Source organism: Rouxiella aceris (assembly GCF_012933545.1).
GTDB classification, from domain to species: Bacteria; Pseudomonadota; Gammaproteobacteria; order Enterobacterales; family Enterobacteriaceae; genus Rouxiella; species Rouxiella aceris.
Map to the genome: position 1 here is coordinate 1 of NZ_JAADJU010000021.1, position 7,127 is coordinate 7,127.

The following is a 7,127-nucleotide window of genomic DNA, read 5'->3' on the forward strand; positions in this document are numbered from 1 at the left end:
GCGCCGCGCGAAGAGGAGGGAGACGTTTTTGGCTCCCGACCGAGCAAGGGGACTGCGCAGCAGCGCGGCTCGTGCCACGCTGGGGGTAACTGAAACATAGCCGGTAATAGGCAGCAGACGAATAGACAACACCAAAAGGCCCAGGATTGTTAAGGAGCGGGCCAGCGCTCCTTAACTCGGTTCGGCACAGCGGGTTAGGTGGCCACTGCAATTATAAAACCGAAACAGCTCCTCTAAAGCTAATTGCCTTTTAAGCCAAGAAATTGCCACTTAAGCCTAACCCGATACAATTCCTCATAGCCCATTGACTTTAAAAAAAGAAAATTGCCATTTAAGCCCAACCCAAACAGTTTCCCCCGTTTCCAAACAGGGATCCTCTGGTCAGCGCCCCAGCACATCCCCCAAGGCTTGCCGCAACTCCCCATGCTCAAAAACAAAACCGGCATCTTCCAGCCGTTTAGGGATGGCTCGCTGACCACCGAGTACCAAAATGGCCGACTCACCCATTAATAACCTGACCACACTGGCCGGCACGCGTATAAACGCCGGGCGATTAAGAATTTCTCCCAATAGAGCGCTAAACTGCTCATTACGCGCAGGATACGGGGCCACCATATTAAATGGACCGTGCAGGGTTTCATGCTGCAACAGAAAAATAATCCCTTTCACCATATCGTCGATATGGATCCACGGCATATATTGCTGACCATTGCCAAAAGGCCCGCCGAGACCGGCGCGGAACGGCAACAGCATTTTAGCCAGTACGCCACCTTTATCAGCCAGCACTACACCGGTGCGCAGCAGGCAGACACGGGTTTTATCGCTCTCGGCGGCCAGCGCCAGCGCTTCCCAGCGATCGCAAAGTTGCCAGGTAAACTGCTTGTTGGGGGGCTCGTCTTCCGGCACCACTGCCTGGCCCTGATCGCCGTAGTAGCCTACCGCCGAGCCAGAAATAAACACCGCGGGGGGCTGAGTGCCCGCTTTGATTAACTGCGCCAGTTTTTCAGTTAATTGCCAGCGACTATCGCAAAGTTTTTGCTTTTGCTCTTTGCTCCAGCGCTTATCGGCAATAGGCTCACCCGCGAGATTAATCACCGCGTCGAAGCCATCTAATGAGGTTTTATCAGCCAGCGAATCCCACAGGTTGACATGAGGACCAAGAATTTTTTTACTGCGTTCGGGGGCACGGGTCAGGGCGGTGATGTGATGATTTTGCGTCAGCAGCGTTTCAGTGAGACGACGTCCAATTAGTCCGCTGGCACCGGTTATTAAAATCTTCATGTCTGCCTCCTAATAACTGTTTGATTATAAGTCTGAACCTACCCGATCAGCTTAGATTATGTGACCGATTTAACCCGCGATGCAGAGCACAACTTGCAGTTATTTTATTGTACGATTGAGGAAATATTTATTAACAGGAGGGCAATGGCCCCCGCAGTGCGAGGACCCAAAGGACTATTTACTTTCTGCCAGAGCATAGGCTTTTTGTGTTGCAGGGCGGTTTTTAATGCGTTCAAACCAGTTGCGAACAGAAGGATAATCAGCTAAATCAATGCGTTGACGCTCATGAGCTACGACCCAGGGGTAGGTAGCAATGTCGGCAATGCTATAATGTTCACCGGCAATATAAGCATGCTGCGCCAGTTGTGTATTGAGCACATCATACAGCCGTTTGGTTTCTTGCTGATAACGTTCAATGGCATAGGGAACCGGTTGCGGAGCATAGTGAGTGAAATGGTGATTTTGTCCGAGCATAGGGCCAAATCCCGCCATTTGCCAAAACAGCCACTGTAAGGTATTAGTCCGTTCGCGCAATTCTTTGCTTAGCAGTTTTCCTGATTTTTCCGCCAGATATTGCAATATTGCACCGGATTCAAATACGCTCAGTGGTGCACCACCGTCAACCGGTTGGCTGTCAACGATCGCCGGAATTTTATTGTTGGGAGAAATGGCTAAAAAAGCGGGTTTGAACTGATCGCCTACACTAAAATCAATGCGATGCAAACGGTAGGGCAGTCCGGTTTCTTCGAGGAAAAGCGTAATTTTGTGGCCGTTTGGTGTTGGTGCATAATAAAGATCGATCATAATTGCCTCCTGCGTATTTTTTTAATCATCCACCAGCGTCGTTAGCATCAGTGCCGATGGGGCTGGATGCGAATGAATTGCCTACGTTGAAATTGACCTGCTATCTGACAGGTTAACATAGCAGGTAAGGATAGCAGGCTATGTGAGACAAGTCTGATGGTTTATGTTGCAGGTTGACATAGCTTTTACATATTACCAACGCACCTGTTGCTATTGAAGCGATCCCCCTGAGCCAGATAGAATCACTGGACTCATTGAAAAATCACCGTGCATCACTACCCCAGCAGTTTTAAGCGGCAAGCGGTCAAACCTCTTTGCCACTTGAAAGACAACCGGGTTAGCATGCTAAAAAAGAAGGTTTCATAGGATGACGAACCAAGAGCCAAACACCAGCGCCTGCGAGTGGGTTGATATCGTTAATGAAGAGAACGAAGTGATCGCCCAGTCCAGTCGGCAACAGATGCGCGCTCAAAACTTACGTCATCGTGCCAGCTATATCGTGGTTCATGATGGCATGGGGAATATTCTGGTGCAGCGCAGAACGGAAACGAAAGATTTCTATCCGGGCTGGCTCGATGCCACAGCCGGTGGGGTGGTGCAAAGCGGTGAAAATATGCTCGACTCGGCGCGTCGTGAAGCAGAAGAGGAGCTGGGCATTGCTGGTGTCCCTTTTGCCGAGCATGGTCTGTTCTATTTTGAAGAAAATAATTGCCGGGTATGGGGCGCCTTATTTAGCTGCGTTTCTCACGGTCCTTTTGCCCTGCAAGAAGAAGAAATTGATGAAGTGCGCTGGATGAAGCCGGAGGAGATCACTGCACGCTGTGATGAGTTTACCCCGGACTCACTGAAGGCGCTGTCATTGTGGATGAGCCGTAATAACGAGAAAGACCACGGCAAACCGCTGAGTATCGAAGAAGAGTAATTTCCGGGCTGACGCGGGTGAGTCATCACCTGCGTCGCTGACTAGCAGCTCTCTCTTTTACACAAGATCGAGGTAATAGGCTTTTGCGGTTGCCATGCCTCGTCTTGTAATCTGGCCAGCAGCGCTTTTCCTGCCTGTACGCCGATCTCGCGGTGGGGTACCGCGACCGTGGTTAACGGTGGAAAACACACTTTGCTGACGTCGCTATTACCAAACCCGACAATTGCCAACTCTTTTGGCACACGAATTTTCCGTCGCTGACATTCAAACAGCGCACCGCATGCCAACTCGTCACTGCTGCAAATCAGCGCGTCCATATCCGGCCAGTTTAATACCAGCTCGGGCAACAGCTCCGCGCCAGTACTGAAATTGGCGGCGGCATAGCTTCCCAGCACCCGGGTAGTGGACATATTGTTATCCAGCAAGGCACGATGCCAGCCGCGCAGCCGCTGTTGTGATACCCATTGTCTTTGCGCCGCGCACATCAGGCCAATTTTGCTGTACCCAAGGGAAATAAGATGTTCGGTAAGTGCATATACTGCCGCTGCATTGTCGATGCCGATATTGATATCCAGCGGATGTTCCACGGCGGCACCCAATTCGGCAATGGGCAGATGGGCATTGGCCAGCAACTCGTAGGTGGCCGCGCTGTGTCTGGCGTCAAACAGGATCACCGCCGCCAGATTGTAGGACATAAAGGTCTCGAGCAGTTGCTGTTCGCGCTCTTCCTGATTTTGCGATTCCGCCAGCATCAACTGATAACCGGCAGGGATCAGCACTTCCTGCAGGCCGGCGATCGTTTCGGCGTTGCCGTAATCGGCCAGCGACGAGGTGACTACTGCTACTACATTTGAAGACGCCGAAGCCAAGGCGCTGGCCGAAGAATTTGGCACATAACCCAGCTCAGCGACGGCGGAATCAATTTTATCCTTCAGTTTTTCCGAGACCATATCGGGTCGGCGTAGTGCCCGGGAAACGGTCATGGCCCCGACACCGGCCAGTTTGGCCACATCTGCCAGCGTCACCCTGCCTGTTCCTCGGCGTTTTTTCCCCTCCATTGTCTGCACTCCTGGCTTTGATTATCCACCGCGGGTTTGGATGTCATAGGCGGTATTACGTCAGCAAACCCGGGAAAAAAAGGGCGCTGGCGCGGGTCAATGATGAGCGGATCTTATCATAACTGCATAACCCATCGCCGCTCCAAATGGAACAATGCTGTTTTGATAGCGCTATCACAAAAAGGTTATGCAGCCAATGATAGCGCTATCTTTGTGCGGTAAGTCACAGTTATTTCCTGTCTAAAAAGCATACTCAAGATTATTAAATATTAATATCAGGCGCTACTATGCTGAGTGAATGGTTGGATGAAACAAATGTAAAAATAATAAACAGAGTCACTGACTGGCAGCAAGCGGTGGCCATTTCATTACAGCCAATGTTCGATAACAATATCGTTGAGTTACGATATCTGCCGGCAATATTAAGCAACTGTCAGCAATTTGGACCCTATTTTGTGTTGGGTGAGGGTATTGCCATGCCCCATGCCAGGCCTGAACAAGGGGTGCTGAAAAAAGGGCTATCATTATTGATTATCCGGCAGGGTGTTGCTTTTAATAGCCCTGAAAACGATCCGGTTTATTTGGTTTTTTCCCTTGCAGCAACCGACGGGCATTCACATATTGCCATGATTGCCGCATTATCTGCATTGTTCAGCCAGGATCAAGATATTACGCGACTCAAGCAAGTTGCCACTATCGATCAAGCCCTATCCATCATTGGCCAGTATTAAAGTATCAAAGATATTCTTACTGTTGAAACCAGGCCGTTGTCGGCTATCCTGCCCGCCAGTGCGGGACTCTCTAAGAGGTAACCATGAAACCATTATCTATATTGGCCGTCTGCGGTGCCGGGTTGGGCAGCAGTTTTGCCTGTGAAATGAGTATCGAGGCGGCACTAAAGGATTTGGGGGTTAACGCCAGTCTGGCTCATTGCGATATATCCAGTGCGGCCTCGACCCGCGCGGATATCATTATGACCGGCAGTAATTTTAAATCTCAGTTTGAAAATTACACCCTCGATGCCACCATTATTTATCTCAAACGTCTGATTGACAAAAACGAAATAAAGCAAAAGTTGATACCGATATTAGTGGCGAAAGGCTATTTGCCAGCATGATCCTCAGTTCTAATAAATATAAACCGGATCTTATCTTCCACCTGCAAACACGAGGGGCAGCCAGTGTCTTTCTTATATTTCATCGTTAATGACGTATTAGGCCAGGCGTCGATACTGATCGCATTGATTGCGATGGTGGGATTGATTGCGTTAAAAAAGAGCGTCGGCCAAGTGATTAGCGGCACGTTAAAAACCCTGTTAGGCTTTTTAGTGTTGCTGGCCGGGGCGAATATTATTGTTGGCGCATTAAACTTTTTGGGGGAGGTCTTCCAAAAAGGTTTCAATATGCGCGGGGTGGTCACCGATGTGGGTTCCATCTCCGGTATTGCCCAGCAGACGCTGGGACGTGAAACGGCATTGATTATGGTGCTGGCTTTTGTGATCAACATAGCCATTGCCCGTTTTTCCCGTTTTAAATACATTTTCCTCACCGGTCAGGCTTCGCTATGGATGGCGACGGTCTGTTCGGTGGTGGGTTTTATGGGGGGCTTACGCAGCACTGAGCTGATTCTGGTTGGCGGCAGCATTGCCGGTCTGATGTCGGTGGCGATGCCGGCGCTGGCGCAGCCTATTGTGCGCAAGATAACCGGCTCAGACGATATTGCCCTGGGGCATTTTTGCACGGTGGGATATTTGATCCAGGCGGGGGTGGCACGCTTAACCGGGGATGTCAGCAAAAGCACCGAGGATTTTGAACTCCCCAAATCCTTCTCTTTTTTGCAAGATACCTACCTGTCGATGATGGTGGTGATGATCCCCATTTATCTTATTCCGACATTTGCCGCCGGGCCTGAGGTGGTGGCGCAGTATGCAAAAGGCGTCAGTTATCTGGTGTTTGGTTTTTTGCAATCGGTCCAGTTTGTGGTTGGCGTTTACGTGTTGCTGGCCGGGGTTCGTTTGTTACTGGCGGAAATCGTTCCGGCTTTTCGCGGTATTGCGTTGCGGATTGTACCGAATGCCATTCCGGCGCTCGACTGTCCGGTATTATTCCCTTATGCGCCTAATGCGGTGATTGTTGGTTTTATTGCCACCACGGTGGGGGCCATTCTCGGCATGTTTCTGTTTCCCAGTGTCGGTTTGGCGATGATATTGCCGGGCATGTTGACCAACTTTTTTGCCGGCGGCACGGCGGGGGTTTTTGCCAATGCGGTGGGGGGACGTCGCGGGGCAATTATCGGTGGTATTTTCCATGGTTTATTTATCACCTTGTTGCCTGCGCTTTTGTTACCGCTGCTGGGCAGTTATGGGCTGGAAAATGTGACTTTCAGTGATTCTGATGTGATTAGTGTTGGGTTGGTGTTTGGGCATCTATTAAGTTTTTTTCACTTTTAATGACAAAATTTGTTTTTAATTTCAACTTTAACTTCAAGGGCATTCGCTGCGTTCACTGGGCGGCGGCCCAGAACGCCTTTTTCGCTTAAATGGCAATTTCTTGGCTTAAAAGACAATTGACTTTAGAGGAATTGTTTCGGTTTGGGCTTAAATGGCAATTTTCTGTTTTAAAGTCAATTAGCTATGAGGAGCTGTTTCGGTTTTATCATTGCAGTGGCCACTTAACCCGCTGTGCCGAACCGAGTTAAGGAGCGCTGGCCCGCTCCTTAACAATCCTGGGCCTTTTGGTGTTGTTGGTGCGTCTGCTGCCTATTACCGGCTATGTTTCAGTAACCCCGAGTGTGGCACGAGCCGCGCTGCTACGCAGTCCCCTTGCTCGGTCGGGAGCCAAAAACGTCTCCCTCCTCTTCGCGCGGCGCCGTCTCTGAATGTGCCAATTAGCTATGTACGTCGTACCGGTTTGGCTTAAAGTCAATTAACTCTGAGGAGCTGTTTCGGTTTTATCATTGCAGTGGCCACTTAACCCGCTGTGCCGAACCGAGTTAAGGAGCGCTGGCCCGCTCCTTAACAATCCTGGGCCTTTTGGTGTCTTTGATTCGTCTGCTGCCTATTA

Annotated in this window: 7 protein-coding genes; 4 read left to right on the forward strand and 3 right to left on the reverse strand. The window is 50.1% G+C overall.

The annotated features are described in order from the left end of the window. Positions 1-381 precede the first annotated feature (381 nt). On the reverse strand, positions 382-1,281 hold the full coding sequence (locus GW590_RS24100; protein WP_169405616.1) for a TIGR01777 family oxidoreductase: 900 nt from the start codon (positions 1,279-1,281) through the stop codon (positions 382-384). A 174-nt stretch (positions 1,282-1,455) separates the two neighbouring features. Then, positions 1,456-2,085, reverse strand: coding sequence for a GSH-dependent disulfide bond oxidoreductase (gene yfcG / locus GW590_RS24105; RefSeq protein ID WP_169405617.1), 630 nt, complete (start codon positions 2,083-2,085; stop codon positions 1,456-1,458). 367 nt (positions 2,086-2,452) lie between these two features. Here yfcG and yfcD point away from each other — a divergent pair, with 367 nt between their 5' ends. After that, entirely contained in the window at positions 2,453-3,007 is a 555-nt protein-coding gene (gene yfcD, locus GW590_RS24110; RefSeq protein WP_169405618.1) for an NUDIX hydrolase YfcD, read from the forward strand. A 41-nt stretch (positions 3,008-3,048) separates the two neighbouring features. Here the strand turns inward: yfcD and GW590_RS24115 are convergent, their stop codons facing one another. Beyond that, positions 3,049-4,065 carry a LacI family DNA-binding transcriptional regulator gene (locus GW590_RS24115; RefSeq protein WP_169405619.1) on the reverse strand — a complete coding sequence of 339 codons (1,017 nt, stop codon included), beginning with the start codon at positions 4,063-4,065 and terminating at the stop codon, positions 3,049-3,051. 287 nt (positions 4,066-4,352) lie between these two features. Here GW590_RS24115 and GW590_RS24120 point away from each other — a divergent pair, with 287 nt between their 5' ends. From GW590_RS24120 to GW590_RS24130, 3 genes are all read left to right on the forward strand, one after another. Beyond that, complete coding sequence (locus GW590_RS24120) at positions 4,353-4,796, forward strand: PTS sugar transporter subunit IIA (RefSeq protein ID WP_169405620.1); 444 nt, start codon at positions 4,353-4,355, stop codon at positions 4,794-4,796. Between the two features lie 83 nt (positions 4,797-4,879). Next, positions 4,880-5,182, forward strand: a complete 303-nt coding sequence (locus tag GW590_RS24125) for a PTS sugar transporter subunit IIB (RefSeq protein WP_169405621.1) — start codon at positions 4,880-4,882, stop codon at positions 5,180-5,182. 63 nt (positions 5,183-5,245) lie between these two features. Further along, positions 5,246-6,514, forward strand: coding sequence for a PTS sugar transporter subunit IIC (locus GW590_RS24130; RefSeq protein WP_169405622.1), 1,269 nt, complete (start codon positions 5,246-5,248; stop codon positions 6,512-6,514). The last annotated feature ends 613 nt before the right edge of the window (positions 6,515-7,127 follow it).